This is a genomic window from Bacillus sp. FSL H8-0492 (assembly GCF_038006145.1).
Classification (GTDB): domain Bacteria; phylum Bacillota; class Bacilli; order Bacillales; family Bacillaceae_G; genus Bacillus_A; species Bacillus_A mycoides.
The window spans coordinates 411,471-434,149 of record NZ_JBBOUP010000001.1 but is presented as its reverse complement, the minus strand read 5'-3'; the positions used below and the strand labels follow the sequence as shown (position 1 = coordinate 434,149).

The 22,679-nt window shown below is 35.2% G+C and carries 14 protein-coding genes and 3 riboswitches; of the genes, 2 read left to right on the top strand and 12 right to left on the bottom strand.

What is annotated here, in order from left to right:
* Window positions 1-253: 253 nt before the first annotated feature.
* The 6 genes from MHH66_RS02245 to MHH66_RS02220 form a co-directional block, all read right to left on the bottom strand.
* Entirely contained in the window at window positions 254-1,003 is a 750-nt protein-coding gene (locus MHH66_RS02245; RefSeq protein ID WP_002139487.1) for an ABC transporter ATP-binding protein, read from the bottom strand.
* The gene (locus MHH66_RS02240) at window positions 1,000-1,998 is read right to left on the bottom strand and encodes an ABC transporter substrate-binding protein (protein WP_002124979.1); all 999 of its coding nucleotides are present in this window, start codon (window positions 1,996-1,998) and stop codon (window positions 1,000-1,002) included. Before MHH66_RS02240 ends, MHH66_RS02245 begins: the two co-directional genes overlap by 4 nt.
* Window positions 1,995-2,768: an ABC transporter permease gene (locus MHH66_RS02235; protein WP_002091231.1), complete on the bottom strand. Its 774-nt coding sequence runs from the start codon at window positions 2,766-2,768 to the stop codon at window positions 1,995-1,997. The genes MHH66_RS02240 and MHH66_RS02235 overlap by 4 nt, the downstream gene beginning before the upstream one ends.
* Complete coding sequence (locus MHH66_RS02230; RefSeq protein WP_000082898.1) at window positions 2,740-3,060, bottom strand: MTH1187 family thiamine-binding protein; 321 nt, start codon at window positions 3,058-3,060, stop codon at window positions 2,740-2,742. Before MHH66_RS02230 ends, MHH66_RS02235 begins: the two co-directional genes overlap by 29 nt.
* Before the next feature lie 101 nt (window positions 3,061-3,161).
* A riboswitch (TPP riboswitch) is annotated at window positions 3,162-3,263 on the bottom strand.
* Between the two features lie 51 nt (window positions 3,264-3,314).
* Entirely contained in the window at window positions 3,315-6,896 is a 3,582-nt protein-coding gene (locus MHH66_RS02225) for a non-ribosomal peptide synthetase family protein (protein ID WP_078185158.1), read from the bottom strand.
* 141 nt (window positions 6,897-7,037) lie between these two features.
* Window positions 7,038-8,780, bottom strand: a complete 1,743-nt coding sequence (locus MHH66_RS02220) for a methyl-accepting chemotaxis protein (protein ID WP_016097008.1) — start codon at window positions 8,778-8,780, stop codon at window positions 7,038-7,040.
* Window positions 8,781-8,920: 140 nt separating this feature from the next.
* Window positions 8,921-9,005: riboswitch (cyclic di-GMP riboswitch) on the bottom strand.
* 282 nt (window positions 9,006-9,287) lie between these two features.
* Here MHH66_RS02220 and MHH66_RS02215 point away from each other — a divergent pair.
* Window positions 9,288-10,601 (top strand): anaerobic C4-dicarboxylate transporter family protein, encoded by a 1,314-nt coding sequence (locus MHH66_RS02215; protein WP_016097007.1) that lies wholly within the window; start codon window positions 9,288-9,290, stop codon window positions 10,599-10,601.
* A gap of 117 nt (window positions 10,602-10,718) precedes the next feature.
* Here MHH66_RS02215 and thiE read toward each other — a convergent pair whose 3' ends face one another.
* Both thiE and thiM read right to left on the bottom strand, forming a co-directional pair.
* On the bottom strand, window positions 10,719-11,378 hold the full coding sequence (gene thiE / locus MHH66_RS02210) for a thiamine phosphate synthase (protein ID WP_078185157.1): 660 nt from the start codon (window positions 11,376-11,378) through the stop codon (window positions 10,719-10,721).
* A 13-nt stretch (window positions 11,379-11,391) separates the two neighbouring features.
* Window positions 11,392-12,201: a hydroxyethylthiazole kinase gene (thiM, locus tag MHH66_RS02205; protein ID WP_002091241.1), complete on the bottom strand. Its 810-nt coding sequence runs from the start codon at window positions 12,199-12,201 to the stop codon at window positions 11,392-11,394.
* A 72-nt stretch (window positions 12,202-12,273) separates the two neighbouring features.
* A riboswitch (TPP riboswitch) is annotated at window positions 12,274-12,383 on the bottom strand.
* Window positions 12,384-12,611: 228 nt separating this feature from the next.
* Between thiM and topB the strand changes: the two genes are divergently transcribed.
* Window positions 12,612-14,801: a DNA topoisomerase III gene (gene topB / locus MHH66_RS02200; protein WP_078185156.1), complete on the top strand. Its 2,190-nt coding sequence runs from the start codon at window positions 12,612-12,614 to the stop codon at window positions 14,799-14,801.
* 39 nt (window positions 14,802-14,840) lie between these two features.
* Here topB and MHH66_RS02195 read toward each other — a convergent pair whose 3' ends face one another.
* From MHH66_RS02195 to MHH66_RS02180, 4 genes are all read right to left on the bottom strand, one after another.
* On the bottom strand, window positions 14,841-17,819 hold the full coding sequence (locus tag MHH66_RS02195; protein WP_078185155.1) for a YhgE/Pip domain-containing protein: 2,979 nt from the start codon (window positions 17,817-17,819) through the stop codon (window positions 14,841-14,843).
* 305 nt (window positions 17,820-18,124) lie between these two features.
* Window positions 18,125-18,916: an endonuclease/exonuclease/phosphatase family protein gene (locus tag MHH66_RS02190; protein ID WP_078185154.1), complete on the bottom strand. Its 792-nt coding sequence runs from the start codon at window positions 18,914-18,916 to the stop codon at window positions 18,125-18,127.
* A 4-nt stretch (window positions 18,917-18,920) separates the two neighbouring features.
* On the bottom strand, window positions 18,921-20,558 hold the full coding sequence (locus MHH66_RS02185) for a PTS transporter subunit IIBC (protein WP_078185153.1): 1,638 nt from the start codon (window positions 20,556-20,558) through the stop codon (window positions 18,921-18,923).
* A gap of 202 nt (window positions 20,559-20,760) precedes the next feature.
* Window positions 20,761-22,425 carry a glycoside hydrolase family 13 protein gene (locus tag MHH66_RS02180; protein ID WP_002151609.1) on the bottom strand — a complete coding sequence of 555 codons (1,665 nt, stop codon included), beginning with the start codon at window positions 22,423-22,425 and terminating at the stop codon, window positions 20,761-20,763.
* Between the last annotated feature and the right edge of the window lie 254 nt (window positions 22,426-22,679).

Genomic DNA, 22,679 nt, shown 5'->3' with positions numbered 1-22,679 from the left:
TCCCGTATCAAGCTAAAACCATTTGAAGAACAGTTGATAAAGTCATTTTATCCTTTCACTCCTTTAACATTTGTTATATTAAGAGTATAAACCACTCTGTTATATTCTATTCTCTACTTTTTCTTTTGTTCCTTCTTCCAATTTATCCGATGTTAATGAATCCACTATTTCCCCTATAGATTTCATCTTTCTCCTTCAATAGAAAAAAGACTCTTAACAGCAATTATACAAAAAACTGTTAAAAGACTTTTTTCTATTTTTTCATATAAGGAGCCAATACTCTTAAAATTTCTTCCTTATCCTTCTTTAACTCAAGAGATGTTAACATATCCATCGTTCGCGGCCTAGGTAATTCCACTTGTACCTCGCCAACTATTGATGCTGGTCTTTGAGATAAAATAAATACGCGATCAGAAAGTAAAATTGCCTCATCTAAGTCATGTGTAACCATAACAATTGTCTGCTTTTCTTGATGCCAAGAATTTAAAAGCCAACTGTGTACTTCCATTTTTGTAAATGCATCTAATTTTCCAAAAGGCTCATCCAGCAGCATAATTGGCTTTTCACATAAATATGTGCGAAGGAAACTAATTCTTTGACGCATTCCACCTGATAACTCATCTGGATAATGGTCCGCATATTCATCTAGCTCAAACTGCTTTAATGCTTCCATTCCTTCTGTCAGCCTTTGTTTTTTAGGCTTTCCTTCAATTTCCAATGGAAGAACGATATTTTGCAAAGCTGATCGCCAAGGTAGTAATAAATCTTGTTGCGGCATATAACTAACAACATCTTGTTTTTTTACATACTCTTCGTTATAAAACACTTCTCCGCTCGTTGGCTCTTCAACACTTGCAATCATATTTAATAATGTACTTTTTCCACAACCACTCGGACCTACAAAAGAGACAAACTCTCCCTCTTGTATAGAAGCACTAATATTTGCTAATACATTCTTTCCATCGAAAGCTTTTACAATATCTTTTATTTGTAATCCACTCATTTTTCACTTGGAAGGAATTCATTTGTAAAGGCATCTTTTACATCGATTTTCTTTTTAATAACTTTGTTGTCATATAAGAAATTCATGTAATTTGTCCAAATCTCTTCCTTCTGTACTCCCCACGCTTTTGCATCATCTTGATACTTTGTACTTAACCACTTTTGGCTTTCTTGTACTAATTCTTTATTCACATCTGGAACAGCTTTAATTAAAATATCCGCAGCTTCTTTCGGTTCTTTAATTGCAAAATCATAACCTTCTGTCGTTGCCGTCATAAATTTTTTCACAAAATCTTTATCTTGCTTCGTATGTTTTTCACTTGTAATAATAACAGGACTATAGAAATCAAGCGCTGGATCTAAGTCTTTTACCATAATTGTATTTAACTCTTTTCCTTGACGCTTCGCTTCAATTCCATCCCATCCATAATAAATCCATTCAAAGTCTGCATCACGACCGATTGATTTAAAGAAATCTGTTTGTCCAAGAATAATTTTTTCAACTTTATTAAAATCAGCTTGATGTTTCTCCATAATCGTCTTTAACGTCGCTTCTTCTGCTGGTCCCCCCCAGCCGCCGTAACGTTTACCTTCAAAATCTTTTGGTGACGTCATATTATCTTTTTTTAGAGATGCAAAAGCAGAGGTATTATGCTGAATAATTGCACCAACAGAAACAACTGGGATTCCTTCAACACGAGCTAATGTTACATTTTCTTGTGCGCTTATTGCAAAATCAGCTTTTCCTGAAGCAATCATCTGCTCTGCCGTTACATTATCACCAGGCTGGATAATTTCTACATCAAGTCCTTGCTTTTTGTAATAATCTTTCGTTTGCGCTACATATAAGCCAGTATGATTCGTATTTGGAAACCAATCTAAAACGACTTTTACTTTTTTATCTTTACTTGAACTTTCTTCTTTCTTCGCCGGATTACATCCGGCAACAGTTACTGCTAATAATGCAGCTAACATAATTTTTAAACCTTTTTTCATTTTCTGCCGCCCTTTCTGTATATCCATGGTGCTGTTATTCTTGCCATAAATTCAACAATAAAGTACAGACATAATGTCACCATGACGATAATCGCTGCAACACCAAATACTCGAGCCGTTAAAAAGGATTTTGTTGCTCTTGTAAGCATAACTCCTAATCCTTCACTGGCACCAAGCCATTCCCCAATAATCGCCCCCATCACACTATATGTAACAGCAATTTTTAAACCTGAGAAAAAGTATGGGAGTACTGCTGGAAACTTTACTTTCTGGTAAACTTGCCATTTCGTTGCCTTCATTGTTTGTAACAGTTTCAGCATATTTTTATCTACCGTTTGGAAACCTTCTAAAATGCTAAGCGCAATTGGGAAGAAACAAACAAGAATAACAACCATTACTTTTGGCAACATTCCGTATCCAAACCAAATAATAAATAATGGTGCGAGCACAACGATTGGAATTGTTTGCGAAATAACGAGCAATGGATTCATTAAAATCCGAAATAAAGGGATGACATCCATAATGATAGCAATGCTCGTCCCAAGTAAAATTGCAAAAAACAACCCAATTATTACTTCCTGTAACGTTTGCACTGTATTCGGTAATAGTAAATCTTTCATTCCAATTAACTCTTGCACAATTGCAGACGGCTTCGGTAAAATCCACGGCTCAATTTTAAATAATGAAACAGATCCTTCCCATATAGCAATGAGAAGGATAAGCCAAATTGTTGTGATTATTTTAGATCGCTTCTGGTTTTGCATATTCATCACGGTACTTCCAAACTTTTTCGTCAATCGTTACGCCTGTACTTGGACGATAGTGAATTTTAATAGAAGTGATTACTTCTTCTGCTCCAGCATCGACGCAAGCTTGTTGCGCGCGTTTAATGACGTCAAGAAGTACATCTAATTCTCCTTCCAACGTTGTTTCCATTGCCCCTACTTCATAACGAACTCCCGACTGTTGTACAACTTCAATTGCTTTATCAACAACGGAATACACATCTTTGTTCTTCGCTTGTGGTACTACTGAAAATGAAATTGTAACTTGTTGTGACATAATAAAATCCCCCTTACAAAATATGGTTTCAAAAAAAGAAAAGGCTTTCCTACCATGTAGGAAAGCCTTGTATACAAGTTATTCTATAATAACTTATGCTACATCACTTTAAAGTAACTCCCTACGCTGGCATTATCCAGATCAGGTTGAGGGTCGATGTATACTTACATCCTCTCAGCCAATTGGCTCCCCGGTTCTTAATTCGTTTTCATTGTAGCATGATTTATTTTATTGAACAAACAAAAGCGTACATATCATTTCATTATTTTTGGAAAATATCCAACTTCTTCACCATGAGCTAATAATTGCTGAATAAATTCTTTATTAATCGCTGGCACTACCAGTTCTTTTTTCTTAATCCATTCATTCGTTCTACGAGTACCCATTACAATTTCAGATTGCTGTGCTCCATCTCCTGCAACTTGAGAAGCAATTAGCTCTGCTATTACTTCATCTTCCTTCGCTAATTCGAGTCCATCATCTACATATTGCAAAAGCGGAACCATTTCAAGATTATATCCACATTCCTCAATTAGTTGTACAAAATGTTCAAATTCAACTTGATGTGGATGACAAATATGTAACGTCTCTCCTACAATTTGAGGATCTTGTAAATACGATACAATCGACTTACTAGCAAAATCAATTGGTGTAAAGTCAATTTTCCACTTCACGTTTGGTGCCTTTCCGATTAGCAGCATTGTTTTAATAAGACGATAAAATGCATTTCCTTCAATATTTCGTTGGAACGAACCCGTTTCTGAATGACATGCTAGGTTACCTGCACGATAAATATTCCCTTGTATGCCGCTCTTCAAAGCTTCACGAACAAGATTTTCCGCCTGTAGTTTACTATCGGAATACACATTCTCTAACTCTACATTATAATTGAAATCACCTGTTTCCATATATGTATCCCATTGCTCTACCGCTAAATCTATTGGAATACCAATTGTAGAAATAAAGTGGAATGTAGCACCATTCTCAGCTAATGCTAGCATACGGCCCGTGCCTTGGACATTCACATTTTCAAATTGTTTTACATCTCCAAAATGTCTTACATCTGCACCACAATGAATTACCGTATCAATCTTAGAACTAATTAAAGTGAATTCCTCTTCGCTCATCCCAAGATACTCTTCTCCGAGATCACCAGGTACAGCCTGTATACGCTGTAACCACTCTTCACATATATCATTAAAGTAACTTGCTAATGTATCGATAATTCTTTGCTGCACATCTTTTGTCGGCCTTACTAAACAATAAATAGTAGCAGATGTATCTCTCAGTAATTCATATAATATGTGCGACCCCAAATAACCAGTAGCTCCTGTTAAAAAGACATTTGAAATGTGGATTTCTTCCAAAGCATTTGAATAAGTAATGGTATCCGGTTCATGAATCACCTTATATTCACGGAACACTTCTTCTGTCTCTACTTTTACTTCTCTCTCAATTCTAGCTAATCCATATATCGTTCTTTCTTTAAAGAAATCCTGAATTGTTAAGTGTGAAAAATCTTCTTTTAACAATGTTAAGACTCGTAATACCTTCAATGAATGTCCACCAATTGTAAAGAAATCATCATGCACTCCAATTTTTGAAACCCCTAATACCTCCGCCCAAGCGTTCGCTATCTGTTTTTCTGCTTTAGTAGAAGGCGCAACATATTCTTGTAGACGGATCGGCTCGTACTTTTCTTCTAACTGGGCTAACTCCTTAACATCAATCTTTTTATTTGGTGTAAGTGGTAGTTCATTAATATAAATTAGTTTAGATGGCACCATATAATCCGGTAACTGCTCTTGTAGCTGATAAACTAATTCTGGTATTTCCTTTTTGTTTAAAGTTGTATAGAATGCAATTAAATATTGGCTACCTTCCTTACTCTTCTTAGCAAAAACAGCATTTTCTTTTATATTATGATCTTGAGAAATTTTACTTTGAATTTCTCCTAATTCAATACGATGTCCTCTAATCTTTACTTGATCATCTTTCCGATGTAAAAACTCTATATTTCCATCTTCTAATAGTTTAACAACATCACCTGTTTTATATATATTGACTACAGGATTAAAAGGGTTTGGAATAAAAGCTTCAACTGTTTTTTCAGGCTTATTAAAATACCCCTTTGCTAATCCTACTGAATCTATATACAATTCACCAGGTACACCAATTGGACAAAGATTCATATTCTCATCCAAAATTATAACTTGATAATTAGCACATGGCTTACCAATTGGGATACTCGCATCATCCTCATTCAACTGACTAGGTATTTGATAGGTTGTCGTCACTACAGTACATTCTGTTGGTCCGTATACATTATGAATTTCAACATTTGTACCTATTCTTTCTCTCCACAATTTAATAACCTCTACAGGCAACATTTCACCGCCAATAGCAATTCTTTTTAAGGAAGCTAGCTTATATACATCTTCTTTTGCTAAATAAGTTGCTACTTGTCGAACAAAAATTGTCGGCAACGCCAAGATTGAAGTCGCTTTTACTTTATGGATTGCAGTTGCAAATGCTTCTACAGACAATCGCTCTTCCTCTAATAATACATACAAGTTTCCTCCGCAAAATAAAGAAGCGAATGACTCCCATACAGAAGCATCAAAGCTAAAGGAAGGAAATTGTGCAAATACATCTTCTTCTGTCAATTCATATTGCCTTTGCATCCAAGTGTACAGGTTAATAACACCTCTATGTGCTAACATCGTTCCCTTTGGATTTCCTGTTGAACCAGATGTATAGATCATATATGCTACATCATCACAATGAATAGACAACTTTACATCTGTAGCCTCACAAGTTTCACTATCATAAATTGAGACAGTTTGAACCTCATCACATGTTATAGGTGTTTCTTTCATTAAAATAACTTTCGCTTGGCTATCTTGAATAATGTACTGAATTCTACCTTCTGGATAATCTGGATCAATTGGAACATACGCTGCACCAGCTTTCAATATGGCCACCATACTTACTACTGTGTCTATGCTACGTTTCATAAATATTCCAACATAGTCGCCTAACTGCACACCATTCTTAATTAACAGATGGGCTATTTGATTACTTTTTTTATTTAGTTCCTCATATGTTAAAGTACCCTCTTTTGAAGATAAAGCTGTACGATTCGGAAATTGAGTAACAGTTTTGTAGAACATATCGACAATACTTTTTTCAGGGTATACTGCTGTCGTGTCATTCACTAGATTATAAAGTGCCATCTCGGTCTCTGTAATAATATTAAAATGCTTTATATACTTACTTGTATTTTGTAATGCATCAATTAAAACACCATTTATTTGTTGTGCATAACGAATAATTGTTGTCTCTTTCCAATTAACACTATTAAATATCATTTCTACACTTTGCATATTTTTATTCAATACAAATTGTAACGTATTCTTGTCTTGTAAATCATAATACGTTTCACCAATAATAATAGGTGAAATTTCAGATGAATTATTACTGTTTTGAAACTCTCCTATTTCTTCCTCATTCATTTCTTGGATTTGTTCCACTTGCTCTACAATCTGTAAATTCAAACTTTCATAGGAGAGATAATTAGAAACTTCAATAGTAATAGGAAATAAACTTCCTCTTGTATGATAGAGCACGATAATGTGCTTTTCTTTAGAAATATGATATAACCACGTTGCAGTTGCTCCTATTAAATCTACAATATGAGTCAGTTTTGGAGATGGTATAGTTTTTCCTTTTATTCTAAACTCCATCTCCTGCGCATCTTTAGGTATTTTAATACTTCCTTCTACTTTTCCTAAAAATTCTTTTACCATCTCATTATAAGAAATCGCTAATTTCATATTTATGTAAATTCCTTTCCTAAATATAATAAAGGTGTGAAAATCCACACCTTTTTTCATCCCGTATTTACAGGCAGATTGGTTCAATTCATAATTAGAGGGTTGGATAAACCAACCCCTGATTAGAATTTCACTTTCTCCTTATTCGCTTTTAAACTCACCAATTAGCTCTTGTAATTCCTGAGAAAGCCAACTTAAAGAAGTCGCCAATTCTGCAATATCTTGTACTGATATTTCTTGCTCCTTCATACTTTCTTCAACATTACTACTGCTATTCGCATAAGTATTCGCGATATGTGATAATTCATTTACGACTTGAACGATATTCTGGCTATTTTGTAAAATATCACCTGAGTTGCTAGAAACAGCCCTAACTTGATCTGTAACAGACTGTGCTGACTTTGAAATTTTCTCGAAGAACGCACCACTACTTTGAACAAGAGTAATTCCAGATTCTACTTCTTTTGAACCTTTCTGCATTGAAACTACAGCCTCTTCTGTTTCAGTCTGCGTTTCACTAATTAATTTCGCTATATCTTTCGCTGACGTTTCAGTTTGTTCTGCTAATTTGCGCACTTCATCAGCAACAACTGCAAACCCTCTTCCAGCTGCTCCAGCACGTGAAGCTTCAATAGAAGCGTTTAAGGCTAATAAATTTGTTTGATTTGAAATACCTGTAATTACAGTTACAATATCACTAATTTCTTTTGACCTTGTTTCTAACGAATAGATGATAGAAGATAAATCTTGTACTGCATTTTGGATTAAACTCATTTGATTAATGATTTGTCCAATGACTTCATTACCTTCAATTGAATGTTGCTCCATACCCTCTGAAGCAACTGCAACTTGTTTCGCGGCCCCAGTTATCTCTTCTACCTTATTTTCCATTCCATGTACAATTCCTAGGCATTGTTGTACTGAAGTTTCTTGAGATTGCGCTCCTACTCTTAAACCTTCAATAGAACTTGCAATCTCTTGAACTGCCATACTGTTTTCCTCTGTACTTGCCGACAATTCTTGTGAAGAAGAAGAAACTTGCTCAGCAGTCTGCCTTACTTTATCTATAATTCCTTTAAATTTATCAATCGTATTATTGAAATATACATTAATAATTCCAATATCATCTGGTCTTTCTTTTAATTTAATACTTAAATCACCTTCACCAATCTTACGTAATCCCTCTCGCAAATCTTTTAATGGAGCTAACGAGTGACGTACGATAAAGAATTGAGTAATAGTTGCAATTGCTAATGAAATAATAATAAAGAGTATACCCTGTAGCACAAAATTCTTTTTTGTACTAGGAACGATAGAAGCATCTAAGTCAGCCGCAACAATTGCAACAATATTGTTTTCTCCATCTGTAATTGGCTCTAATATTGTCACCCACGAACCTAATTCATCTTCATATACTTCTGTCATCTGAGCCTTTTTCGTATCCATCACTTTATCGTATGCATTCATCCAATGAGCGGGTTGTTCATAATAATCTCCCGGCTTTACAGGGACTGCATTTGTTAACTCTGTAGTCAAACCAACGAGTTGTAACTCTCGCTTTTCATTCGCTTTTGCTCCTGTAACATACGTTTGTCCAACACTTTTCAATTCTTTTGACACTTCATCTAATTGCCCTGTTAACTTTTCTTTTTTCACTCTTTCGGCTGTAGGATCTTTCGTCATGTCTCTAACTAATTCTACATCCAGTTTTTTTAGCACTATCTCTCCCGTTTCAATAGACTGTCTTTCAAATAAAGACATCATACTATTTTGAAACATGTTGAAGCTTAATGCACCCATACTTCCAACAAGCGTCAAAATAACTAAGACAGTTAATAAGACGTTCTTTTGAAGAAATGATAACTTATGCCAATACTTTTTCATTAATATTCACCTTCCTTAATTATCAAAATTAAAAACAAAAAAACAAAATATACGAATATTTTGTTTGAAAATGATTCTCAATATGTTCGAGAATAAAAAAAGACCAATGTAAAAGCATTGGCCAAGACCAACCCTATCCGTCCGGTAACTGGCTAGCATAGCCTTTCGACCTTAGCTCCTGTAGTTTTGCGTCCTCATGTTTCCATAAGTTTGCCTTTCTCGCTGAACGAGTTGAACGATATGGGAGTTCTATGAGAATTACAATATTCTCTTTCAAAGATTACAACATAAAAATTAAAATGTCCACCCATTTGTACATATAAATATAAAGTTTTAACGGATTATTTTTTCGAAATAATTTAACAAAGTACGTGAATGTTACATTTCTTGTGTTATATAATAAAAAATGTATATAAAATAAGGATTATCACGGATATTTATTTAATTTTCATTTAAATTAAATTATTCGAATATATCTTAACTTACGAATTTCGGAGGTAGTTTATCATGTTTTGGCTACAATTTCTTACGTTACTACTCTGCATTTTTATTGGCGCACGCCTAGGCGGAGTTGGTCTAGGAGTAATGGGTGGCGTTGGTATGGCAATACTTGTTTTCGTCTTCCACTTACAACCTACAGCCCCTCCTATTGATGTAATGCTTATGATTTTATCAGTAATTACAGCTGCCGGTGCTTTGCAAGCTGCTGGAGGAATGGATTACCTTGTCTACCTTGCTGAGAAAGCATTACGAAAAAATCCAAAGCGTATTACATTTTTTGCTCCTATTGTTACTTATTTATTCACGCTATGCGCGGGAACTGGGCATGTCGCTTATTCTGTACTTCCCGTTATCGCCGAAGTATCTCGCGAATCAGGAATTAGACCTGAACGACCAATGTCAATTGCCGTTATCGCTTCCCAGCAGGCAATTACAGCTAGTCCAATATCGGCTGCAACAGTTGCACTTTTAGCAATGTTAGCCGACTATAAAATCACCTTGTTAGATATTTTAAAAGTCAGTATCCCTTCTACTTTTATTGCTTGTATGGTAGCTGCATTCGTTGCTAGTAAAATGGGAAAAGAATTAAATGAAGACCCTGAATACTTGAAGCGATTAAAAGAGGGAATGATCCCTAAACTTGAAGAGAAAAAAGAATTTGCGGGTGTAAAAGGCGCTAAATTATCAGTTATCCTTTTCCTAGTAGGAACTTTCCTTGTCGTACTTCTTGGTTCATTTGAAGCCCTTCGTCCGGGATGGATGGTTGACGGGAAGTTAGCTCGTCTTTCCATGCCAAACACAATTGAAATGGTCATGTTAACCATTGCTGCTCTTATTATTATTTTCTGTAAACCAAATGTGGAAAGCATTGTAACTGGTAACGTCTTTAAAGCAGGCGCAACAGCAGTTGTTGCTATTTTTGGTATCGCTTGGATGGGAGATACTTTCTTCAACGGAAACTTAAATATAATTCAAGGATCAATTCAACACTTAGTGACAAGTGCACCATGGCTATTTGCTATTGCACTATTCATTCTATCTATTTTACTGTATAGCCAAGCAGCAACAGTTCGTGCTTTAGTGCCACTCGGACTATCACTTGGTATTCCGCCGGCATTACTTATTGCGATGTTCCCTGCAGTAAATGGATATTTCTTCATTCCAAACTACGGGACAATCGTTGCTGCAATTAACTTTGACCGTACTGGTACAACAGGAATTGGTAAATATGTTTTAAATCATAGCTTTATGATTCCGGGCCTGATCGCAACCTTTACTTCTATTGGAATTGGAATGCTCTTAATTTCAATTATGTTTTAAAGAAAAAGCACAAACCTTTATTTAAAAAGGTTTGTGCTTTTTTAATCAAACGTTTGTTTAAACTTTTTTGGCAGTCTATTCCTCCATATAGCATTTAAAATATTACATAGGCTTTTTCTACAAACTCTTATTTACTTCCTCAACTAATTTCTTCGTACTTTCATACGCAGATTCCGCTAAGCTAATCGCTGAAATAACTGAAACACCATCCGCACCCGCTTCTATAACAGAAGCTGTATTTTCAATTGTAATCCCACCAATCCCAACGATCGGTATTGTAATCTCTTGTTCCCTAAAATACTTTAGACCTTTCGTTCCTTGAACCGCTTTTGTATCTTTTTTCGTACTCGTCGGGAAAATTGGACCAACTCCTAAATAATCGGCTCCATTTTCAATCGCCCAGCGTGCTTCTTCAATTGTATGTGTAGATACTCCAATAATTTTATCTCCCATTTTTTTACGAACAGATGTAATTCCTTCATCATCTTGTCCAACATGCACGCCATCTGCATCTAACTCGAGGGCTAGTTCCACATCATCATTTACGATGAATGGTACACCGTACTCCTTGCAAAGCGCTTGTAGTTCTTTCGCAAAATCAATACGTTTCTCTCCCGTTAAAGCCCCTTCTCCCTTTTCACGAAGTTGAAAAATTGTTATACCACCTTCTAGTGCATCTCTCAATACTTGTAGTGGCTCCTTCGTACAATTGTTACTTCCCATAATAAAATATACTGGTAATAACCTAGACATTTCATCCATTGTAATGCGCGACATCTAGTTCCTCTCCTTACTGTATAACCTCAATCTTTCCATACTTCTCAATATCATCTGAAGTTGTATTCGCTAACTGATTTAAAAATTCAATTTGAAAGCTTCCTGGTCCATTCTCTACTGTTTTCGAAGCCGCTACTTCTGCTGCTACTCCATAGAATGTTAATGCGGCTACTGCTGCCTTTACATAATCCTTTTCAACCGCTACAAATGCTCCTATTACAGAAGTTAGTAAACAACCTGTTCCAGTAACTTTCGTTAAAATAGGATGGCCATTTCGAATAAGAATAGTTCGCTCTCCATCTGTAACAACATCTTCTTGTCCAGTAATTATCGCAACTGTATTTAATTCATCCGCTGCCTGTTTTGCAATATTTACAACATTACCGTTTCCAGTACCAGCATCTACACCTTTAATTTCCCATTTCTCATTAATAACGTTAGCTATTTCAGCTGCATTTCCGCGAATAACAGCTAAATCGATTTCAGCTGGAATATATCTCGCAACTTCTGTTCGATAAGAAGTTGCTCCTGCCCCAACTGGATCAAACAATACTGGTACATCATTCTTATTTGCTGATTTACCAGCAAGTAACATCGCTTCTACCTCTTCAGGACGAAGTGTACCCATATTTAAAACAAGGGCTCCCGCAATGCTAGCCATTTCTGCTACTTCTTCTTTTGCATACGCCATTACAGGTGATGCTCCTAATGCTAACAAACCGTTTGCTGTAAAATTTGTTACAACAACATTTGTAATATTATGCACGAGTGGATTAGACTCTCTCACCAAATCCACTACTTTACTAATTTCTTTCATATTCATCCTTTTCATCTCCTAACTATAGTAATGGGAGATACACAAAAAGGCACTTTGCGCGTACGCAAAGTGCCTGAACATGTGCTTTTACACTCTCCCTACGCTGGCATTATCCAACAGGTTCAAATGGTCAATGACGGACTAGTCATACTCTCAGTTTGCATCCACAAACTCCCATGTGTTTATTATTCATCTACTTCAAAGTCTACTCTTATTCTAGTAAAATAACAAGTTCTTTACTTTTATAGAATGATAGAGATCAGAACTCTCCTGGTTCAACCATTCTTCGCCTTTATATAAGTAAAACTCTCACACGTATATTTCACCACAAATAACTCAAACCGTCAGCAAGACTGAATAGAACAAAGATGTATGCTATATTTAACGTATGGAAATTTGAAAGGATGTTTTTAAATATGGCAAAAAGTATTGTAATTGCTGAAAAACCTTCTGTTGCACGTGATATCGCACGTGTACTGAAATGTGATAAAAAAGGGAACGGCTATCTTGAAGGTAGTAAATATATTGTTACTTGGGCTTTAGGTCATCTCGTTACATTAGCTGATCCAGAAAGCTATGATGTGAAATATAAACAGTGGAATTTAGAAGATTTACCAATGCTACCGGAGCGTTTAAAACTAACCGTTATTAAACAAACAGGGAAACAGTTTAACGCTGTAAAAAGTCAGCTTCTTAGAAAAGATGTAAATGAAATCATTATAGCTACTGACGCCGGTCGTGAGGGCGAGTTGGTCGCACGCTGGATTATCGATAAAGTTAAAATGCAGAAACCGATTAAACGTCTATGGATTTCATCTGTTACCGATAAAGCAATTAAAGATGGCTTCGCAAATTTAAAACCAGGAAAAGCATATGACAATCTATACGCTTCGGCTGTCGCACGTTCAGAGGCTGACTGGTATATCGGGCTTAATGCGACTCGAGCATTAACTACTCGCTTTAATGCCCAACTAAATTGTGGTCGTGTTCAAACACCTACTGTAGCCATGATTGCAAGCCGTGAAGATGAAATCAAACATTTCAAAGCTCAAACTTACTATGGTATCGAAGCTCAAACAGCTGAGAGATTAAAGCTAACTTGGCAAGATACAAAAGGAAATAGCCGTAGCTTTAATAAAGAAAAAACTGATGCAATCGTGAACAAAATTAGTAAACAAAATGCTACTGTTGTAGACATTGATAAAAAACAAAAGAAATCGTTCGCTCCTGGTCTTTACGATTTAACTGAGCTACAACGTGATGCGAATAAAATATTTGGTTACTCTGCGAAAGAAACATTAAACATTATGCAAAAATTATATGAACAGCATAAAGTTTTAACGTACCCTCGTACAGATTCACGCTATATTTCATCTGATATTGTCGGCACACTTCCAGAGCGTCTGAAGGCTTGCGGAGTTGGAGAATACCGTCCTTTAGCACATAAAGTATTGCAGAAACCTGTAAAATCTAATAAATCATTTGTTGATGATAGTAAAGTAAGTGATCATCACGCAATTATTCCAACAGAGAGCTATGTAAACTTCTCAGCTTTCACAGATAAAGAACGTAAAATTTATGACTTAGTTGTAAAACGTTTCTTAGCTGTTTTATTCCCGGCCTTTGAATATGAACAACTAACATTGCGCACGAAAATTGGTGACGAAACGTTCATCGCACGCGGAAAAACGATTTTACATGCTGGTTGGAAAGAGGTTTATGCAAATCGGTTTGAAGATGATGATGCAAGCGATGATGTAAAAGAACAAATCTTACCTCGCATCGAAAAAGGCGATACATTAAACATAAAACTAATTGTCCAAACATCAGGTCAAACGAAAGCACCTGCACGCTTTAATGAAGCAACATTACTTTCAGCAATGGAAAACCCAACAAAATACATGGATACGCAAAACAAACAACTTGCTGACACGTTAAAGTCAACTGGTGGATTAGGTACTGTAGCTACACGAGCTGATATTATCGACAAGTTATTCAATTCGTTCTTGCTTGAAAAACGTGGTAAAGATATTCATATTACTTCAAAAGGCCGTCAGTTACTTGATTTAGTGCCAGAAGAACTGAAATCTCCTACACTAACTGGTGAATGGGAGCAAAAGTTAGAAGCTATCGCTAAAGGAAAATTAAAGAAAGAAGTATTCATTTCAGAAATGAAGAACTATACGAAAAAAATTGTTGCTGAAATTAAATCGAGTGATAAAAAATATAAACATGACAACATTTCAACGAAGTCTTGTCCAGACTGTGGTAAACCGATGTTAGAAGTAAACGGTAAAAAAGGTAAAATGCTTGTATGCCAAGATCGCGAATGTGGTCACCGTAAAAATGTATCCCGCACTACAAACGCACGCTGTCCTCAGTGTAAAAAGAAACTAGAACTTCGTGGTGAAGGAGCGGGCCAAATTTTCGCATGTAAATGTGGCTATCGTGAGAAACTTTCTACATTCCAAGAGAGACGTAAAAAAGAATCCGGCAGCAAAGCTGATAAACGTGACGTCCAAAAATATATGAAACAACAGAACAAAGAGGAAGAACCATTAAACAATCCATTCGCAGAAGCATTAAAGAAATTAAAATTTGATTAAATAAAAAGGTTCCTACCCCTATCGGTAGGAACCTTTTTATTAATGAATGATTTTACTTCCTTTTGCGTTCTCAACAAACTTTTCACTTGATTTGTTAATTGGTGTTTTCAGTAATAATGCAGCCACAATCATAACTACTACGAAAACACTTAACACAAGTAAATCTCTAGTTACTATATCCCAAAGCATTCCGCCAACTGTTTCACGAATTGCACTAATTGCATATGTGAATGGTAAGAACGGATAAATCGCTTGGAAGAACGGTGGTGTCATTTGAATTGGGAATGTTCCGCCTGATCCTGCTACTTGCAGTACAAGTAAAATGATCGCCATCGATTTCCCAACGTTTCCGAAAATAGAAACGAGTGAGTATACGATACAAACAAAGACTCCCCCAATAAATAAACTAAATAACACAAACCAGAACTTATCGACTACGTACGTACCGAGTAAGAATATATCTCCCATTGATACGATAAACGCTTGTGAAAGACCTATCGTTAAGAATGTTAATAAACGTCCGAAGTAAACTTCATGGCTCTTATAATTCGCGCCCTCTTCGTGTACTTCTACCGTTAATAATGAAACCATTAATAATGCGCCTACCCATAATGCAAGCACTGTATAGAATGGTGACATTGCTGAACCGTAGTTCGGCATTGCAAATAATTTATTCTCTTTTAAATTTACTGGATTTGCAAAGTAGTCACTTTGCTTTTCAACATCATTCTTTAATAAGCGTATGATGTCTTTTATATCCTCTTCAGATTCAAAATCACGAATTTTATCTGCTAATTCTTTAATCTTTTTCTCAGTCTCCGGCATTTCAGCTTTAATGTCTGCAATTTTCTTTTGACCATCTACTAAGCCTTTTGATGAATCTTCAAGTAATTTTTTCACATCTGGAAGCTTCTTATCTGCCTCGCCTAAAATTTGAGATGTATTTTTAGACATCTCTTTTGTACGAGCAATTGCTGCGTTAAAGTTTGGAACGATTTCTGAATCATATTTAGCTAAAATGTCACCCAGTTGCGATGAAACACTTTTAGATACTTCATTAATACTTTCAATAACATCTGCTGCTGGTTTTTGACCTTTATTAATAGCGTCAATTCCTTTATCAGTTAAATCGATTCCTTTTTGCAAACCATCTTTTACTTTATTTAACTTAGTAATTGTGCCATTAAGATTTTTGCCACTATTCACATCGGTTAAAACTTTATTTGTATTTTCCATAACCGGAATCATATCATTAACTAAATTCCAACCTGCTTGGAACTGTCCATTTAAATCATTTAAGGCTACTTTTGTAGAATCTAATCCATTAACGCCTTTATTACTCAAATCTTCTTGTGCCTTTTGAAGCTCTGCTTTTATTCTGTCATAATCATTTTTCGCTGTATCATATTTACCTTTAAACTGTTCGTATGCATCTCTACCTTTTTGTATTCCACTATTAGCCTTTTGTATATCTTGATTCAAGTTTGTTTGAAGTTGCTGCGCATCTCCATGTAAATTTTCAGCTTTATTTTTCAATTGATCAGCTGTGCTTACTGCTTTTTCAAAATCAGCTACAAATGTTGCGTTATAGTCCTTCTCAGCCTGACTAACTAAATTATTCACTGTGTCTAGTTTTTGATTAATACCATCTCGCACATCTTGTTTAACTTCTTGTCCCGAACTAATTAAATCTCCTACATGCTTAACTCTGTTATTAACATCCACCATAGAATTTTTAAGCACTTTTAGACTTTCCGCTCTGTTTCCAAAGAACTGCTTACCAAAGTCCGTTGAAGCTGATTCTTTAAAAGTTGTAAAGAAATCAATTAAATATGAAACACTATCAATACGGTCTTGGAGAAGTTTTGAAGCATCCTGAACGTTTTTCTGAGCTACAGCTGGGTCCACACCCTTATTTTGAAGCCCATCCATAACACTTTTCACATATGCCGTTCCAACACGAGTAGAATTGAAAACATTGTTTACAGTTTGATCAATATTTGTAGCAATATTTTTATAACCTTCACCGTTGATTTGTGGAAGTGCTGGAATTTCTGGTATCTGTGGGATAGTGAAATTGTTAGACAGTTCCGGAAGATTAGGTAACTGTGATGCATCCGGAAGATTCATATTAAAATCAAATGCCGGATTTTTTAAATAATCCGTGATTTTAGCTGCACCATCCATCCCCTGTTTCATTACGGTTAAATTGTTCTTAATAGTTCCTGGTGCACGTTTTAACGTTTCGTCATTTCTTGCAAAAAATGCATCTAAACTCTTGAGTGTATCTTGCCCATCATTAATAACACTTTCTACAACTGGCAACTCTTTTTGTGCTACTTTCACAACATCTTCTGCCCGAGTCGCATCATCTAATGCCTTATCCACAAGTGTATTCATTTCTGGGAACTGCGCTTCTAATTTAAATACAAGATCTTTTACTTTCTCGATACTTGGTAAGTTTGTTTCTAAATCGATTCCAAGGTCATTGAAGATTTCAAAAATCTCACCGTTTGCTGTTTTAACAAAGTTTTTACTAACCTCTTCTGTAAGACCCGATGCACCTTTAGCTGTAATTTTCGGTGCAATCGCATTTACTTTTTCATTTACATAGTAATCAAGTTCTGGTTTCTGTGGGTTTTCATTCAAGACTGTTGCAATCTTTTCAGAAAAATCTTTTGGGATAGTAATACTTGCGGAATAATCTCCACGCTCTACTCCATAAATTGCTTGCTTTTCATCGACAAACTTCCATCCAAAATTTTTGTCCTTCTTAAGTGAATCTACAATTTCTTTCCCGATGTTAATATCTTTCCCTCTTAAATTTGATCCAACATCTTGGTTAGAAACTGCAATCTGGATTCCTTTCGTATTTCCGTAAGGATCCCAAGAAGCTTTAATGTTAAACCATGCATATAACGATGGTAAAATCATTAACCCTAAAACAATAACAATTGCAGCCCAATGTTTGGCTACATTCCGTAAATCTGTCTTATAAATACGCCAAATCTGTTTCATATAAGCAATCACCTAATTATATATTTTTCTTTCTTTAGAAAATGATACATACATTTTGCAATTATATCACTTTCTACATCGTGGATTAAACGAAAACATACTATTTTTCCCATTAAATATTTCACTTACTTCATTATATAACGAAATAAAAAAAGTATGCATACAAAATGACCAAATTAGTTTTACATTCAATAATAACAAATATATAGGAAATGTCATAAAAAATACAAGTATTTTCTCTTGGGAATACTTGTATTTATCAAAAAATCCTCACAGCTTTTCATTATCTGTGAGGATTTCTTCTATTATATATCTAATTGTACTTCTACACCGAAATGGTCAGAAATTACATTTCGATTTGTTCCATTAAAAATGACTTTTGAAGAATTAACTGTTTTACTTTGATTGCTTAATATTAGGTCGATTCGTAAGTTTTGTTTATTTTCATCCCAACCAGCAATCTCTCCTTGGACAGTTGTTCCTTCATCCTTCTTTATCGCTAGTTCATATGTGTCATATAAACCTTTTTGCATCGTATACTCATAACCCTCTCCTTCCAAACGAGCATTGTTATTAAAATCACCCATTAAGAAGGAAAGTTCATTGCTATTTACACGCTCCATTAAACGATCAACTTGGTCTTTGAATGATTCTTCTTCATCATTCCACCAACCGAGATGGCAAGAATAAAACGTTATATTCTTATCATTATAAGCAATTGTTGCACTTACAATTTTGCGTGTTTTCCAATACGTTGTATCCTCATTTTCTGAGACAAAGAACGTATCTTCCTTTACAATGTTGTGCTTTGTTATAATTGCTAATCCTTCTTCGTACACATCATATCCAATATGAGAGAAATCCCAAATAATATTGTATTCTTTTACATTTAATGCTCTTAACTCTTCTAGCAGTAAAAGCCCAAAATTATCTTTTTTCTTGTTACCGCATACATTTTCAGCTTGTATAGACTGACTTACTTCTTGCAATGCGATCACATCATAATCTTCTTCTTGAATTGCTTTAGCAAGATACTTTATTTTTTCAATTTGATTCTCTTCTTGCCAAGAGTGACAATTTAAAGTTAGCAATTTCATATTATTACGCACCTAACATATCTTGAATATCTGACTTTAATACGTCAGCTTTCGGGCCATATACTGCTTGTACACCTTTATCTTTTACAATAAGTCCTAAAGCACCATTTTGTCTCCATTTCGCTTCCGGTGCAACAACATCTAAATCTTTTACTGTTACACGTAAACGTGTCATACAAGCATCTACGTCAGCAATATTATCTTTTCCGCCCAATAAATCAATAACTTTTGTTGCTAATGAACCATCTTGTACATTTCCTGTTCCTTCTGTTGACTCATCTTCATTATCAATATAGTTACCTGCACGCCCTGGCGTTGGTAAATTGAATTTTTTAATTAAGAAGTTGAATAACGTAAAGTTAAGGCCGAAGAACACTAATGAAACAATGACAAAGTTGATTAAATCTCTCGTTAAACCTGCATTGATCATCATTGGTGTACGTGTAATTAACTCAATAAATCCAAATGCATGAACACGTAAATTAATTAAATCCGCTAATGCGAATGCAAGTCCTGTTGTAATTGCATACACAACATATAATACTGGTGCAATAAACATGAACATGAATTCAATTGGTTCTGTTACACCTGTTAAGAATACTGCTAATGCAGCTGATAAGAACATTGGTTTATATTTTGCACGTTTTTCTTTATCAACATTACGGAACATCGCAAACGCAATCCCCATTAACGCTGCCGTTGAGCCGATAACTTGTCCAGCTTTGAAACGAGCTGGTACAACGTTATTTAATAAATCGTTATATGCTTTCGTATCTCCATTTGCTAATAAGTTATTTAAATCTGTAATCCATGCAAGCCATAACGGATCTTGTCCCGCTACAATTTGTCCAACCTTTGAGCCAGTTAACATCGTATATGTTCCGCCTAGCTCTGTGTAGTTCATCGGAATCGTTAACATATGATGTAATCCAAATGGTAATAATAAACGTTCTAACGTTCCATATACAAACGGTGCAACAACTGGTGCACTATCTTTAGATGCTGCGATCCAGCGGCCAAATTCATTTAATCCACTTTGGATAAATGGCCATACAAGTGATAATACAATCGCAGTGACTGTAGACCAAACAATTACAACGAATGGTACGAATCGTTTTCCATTAAAGAATGCTAATGCCTGTGGCAGTTTATTATAGTTATAGTATTTGTTATATAAATTAGCTCCTAAGAACCCTGTGATAATCCCTACGAAAACTCCCATGTTTAATGCTGGTGCACCAAGTACAGAAGTAAAGTAATCTTTTACAATTAAATCTCCTGCTAATACTGAAGAAACTGTCGCTTTTGAATCCGCTAACATTTGAGCGTTTACTCCAAATATAGCTCCTGTAATTCGGTTTGTTAAGACGAATGCTAATAGTGCTGCAAATGCACCACCTGCGCGATCCTTCGCCCAAGATCCCCCAATTGCTACTGCGAATAAAATGTGTAAGTTTGTAATAATTGCCCAACCGATGTCTTCCATTACTCGAGCAATGGTATGAACTGCGTTAACATCCCCAGCAGACATCCCAATTAACTTACCGATGGAAATCATTAAACCAGCTGCTGGCATTACAGCTACAACAACTAGTAACGCTTTCCCAAACTTTTGCCAAAAATCAAAAGACGTAATTTTCATCTGTTCTTCCTCCCCTTTATTTATAACAACATAATGATTTAAATTATAATTTCTGTTTCTCTTATGAAAACGATTCCTTATGTTACTTTTTTATCTTTACGCAACCGTTTTCATAAATCTATTTTAATAAAAGCGTTTTCACATTGCAATAGAAATTTATTTTTTTTCATAAAAAAAGATGCTCAAGGAGCATCCTTTTTCATTATAAAATGCGATAAACCCTTGTTTCATAAGGTTTCAACGTGATTGTAGTTATTTGTTCATGTTCCGCAACTTCATAGTTATTTAAAAGCAAACGTTTGCGTTCTAATGCGAATAAACTCTCATTATACACAGCTTCCTCTTTTGAGATATTACTAATTACAATGACTTTTTCATCCTGTAACGTACGTGTATACGCATAAATTTGTGGATCATCTTCTAAAAGTAAATCGTACGTACCGTAGTTCAACACATCGTGCTCTTTTTTCAAGGCAATCATTTTCTTATAGAAATTGAAAATAGACTTTTCTTCATTTTTTTGCTTTTCAACATTAATTTCTTTGTAATTTGGATTCATGCCAAACCAAGGTGTACTTGTTGTGAAACCAGCATTCATCTCATCGTTCCACTGCATAGGTGTACGTGAATTATCGCGGCAAGAAGCCCATATAATTTCCATCATATCTTGATGTGATACGCCCTCTGCAATTTTCTCGCGATATAAATTTTTAATTGCTACATCATCGTAATCTTCAATATTTGGTAACTGAACATTTGTCATACCAATTTCTTGTCCTTGATAAATAAATGGTGTACCGTGCATAAAGAAATACATCGCTCCTAGAGCTGTTGCACTTTCACGCCAATATTGTTTATCATCTCCCCACGTTGAAACGATACGTGGTTTATCGTGATTCTCAATGTATAAAGCATTCCATCCTTTATTTTCTAATCCTTTTTGCCATTTCGTTAATACCTTTTTCAACCCTACAACATCAAGATCTTTCTTCTTTTCTGCATCCCATAAGCTTAAATGCTCAAACTGGAATACCATATTGAATTTACCTTGCTCTTCTCCAACCCAAAGCTCAGCATCTTCAATTTTAACGCCATTAGCTTCACCAACAGTCATAATATCGTACTTAGAAAATGTATTTTCTTTTAACTCTTCTAATAAAGGTTGAATACCATCCACATTCATATGTTTATCAAAAGATGGCACATATTTTAATTCTTTTGGATTTGGCATATCCTTGAGGCCATCTTCTTTCTTAATATGACTGATCGCATCCACACGGAAACCATCAATTCCTTTATCAAGCCACCAATTAACCGTATCGTATAACACTTCGCGAACTTCTTTATTCTCCCAGTTTAAATCTGGTTGTTTACGTGAGAATAAATGTAAATAATATTGTCCTGTTACTTCATCGTATTCCCATGCCGAACCATTAAAAATACTTTCCCAGTTGTTTGGTTCCGCACCATCTTTGCCATCATGCCAAATATACCAATCACGCTTCGGATTGTCTTTAGATGAACGCGATTCAATAAACCATGGATGTTCATCACTCGTATGATTAATAACTAAATCAATAATAAGCTTCATATCACGCTTATGAACTTCATCTAGTAAAGCATCAAAATCTGCCATTGTACCAAACTCATCCATAATGTCTTGATAATCACTAATATCATAACCATTATCATCATTAGGTGACTTATACATTGGACAAATCCAAATTACATCTATACCTAAATCTTTTAAATAATCTAGTTTTGCAATAATACCTTGTAAATCTCCAATACCATCACCATTTGAATCCATAAAGCTACGTGGATAAATTTGATAAGCAACTGCTTCTTTCCACCATGTTTTCTTCATAATAACTCTCTCCTTTTGCATCTCTATTTTTTATGCAAACGTTTTCGTAACACTATCATAACAAAATATGGAGAGTTTGCAACTGTTTTCATTGAACTCCATGTAGATTCCTTATTCTTATGCTTTATTTATTTCTCGCAAAGGTAAAACGAAACTTTAATCAGTGGGGGGTGTCCATTCCCCACTGATTATTAGCCCACACCAATCGTACTTTTACGAGCGTCCTGATTTTCATCTAACTTCTTTGCTTCAGC